Raw genomic sequence first — 461 nt, forward strand, 5'->3', positions numbered from 1 at the left:
CAACAATACGGAGTGCCCCCGTCAGCGGAACTTCGCCGCTGCGGGAAGCGGTTGGAGTCGTAGTAGATCGACTGCGTCACCTGTGGTGGTCGCTGGTCATCTCGCCGCGCGGCGGTATCTCCATTTTTCTATTGCCTGAACTGGCGGGGAGATAGAGATGACAGCGGCGCTGTGTGGCTTCGCATTCCTCCTCTGATGGGGCGGTTGGAGCCCGCCGCAGAGGTTCGGCGAGAGGTGGACTCCGCCATCTCGGCGGTCCGCGAGTTCGTGCGTGACTTCGATCCGCAGTTCTTGGTGATCTTCGGCCCGGATCATTACAACGGGTTCTTCTATGATTTGATGCCGCCCCTCCGTGTGGGCGCGGCGGCGGGTCGGCGACTGGGATACGCACGCCGGCCGCTCGACGTCGACGCCGAGGTGGCTAGGCTGGTGACCCGGTCGGTTCTCACGGAGGGGATCGA

At 63.8% G+C, this 461-nt stretch carries 1 pseudogene; it reads left to right on the top strand.

The annotated features are described in order from the left end of the window. Positions 1-234 precede the first annotated feature (234 nt). Positions 235-461, top strand: a pseudogene (gene mhpB / locus CA951_RS42195) (3-carboxyethylcatechol 2,3-dioxygenase); the annotation flags it as partial.

The sequence above is a fragment of the Rhodococcus sp. NCIMB 12038 genome, assembly GCF_002165735.1.
Lineage (GTDB): Bacteria > Actinomycetota > Actinomycetes > Mycobacteriales > Mycobacteriaceae > Rhodococcus_F.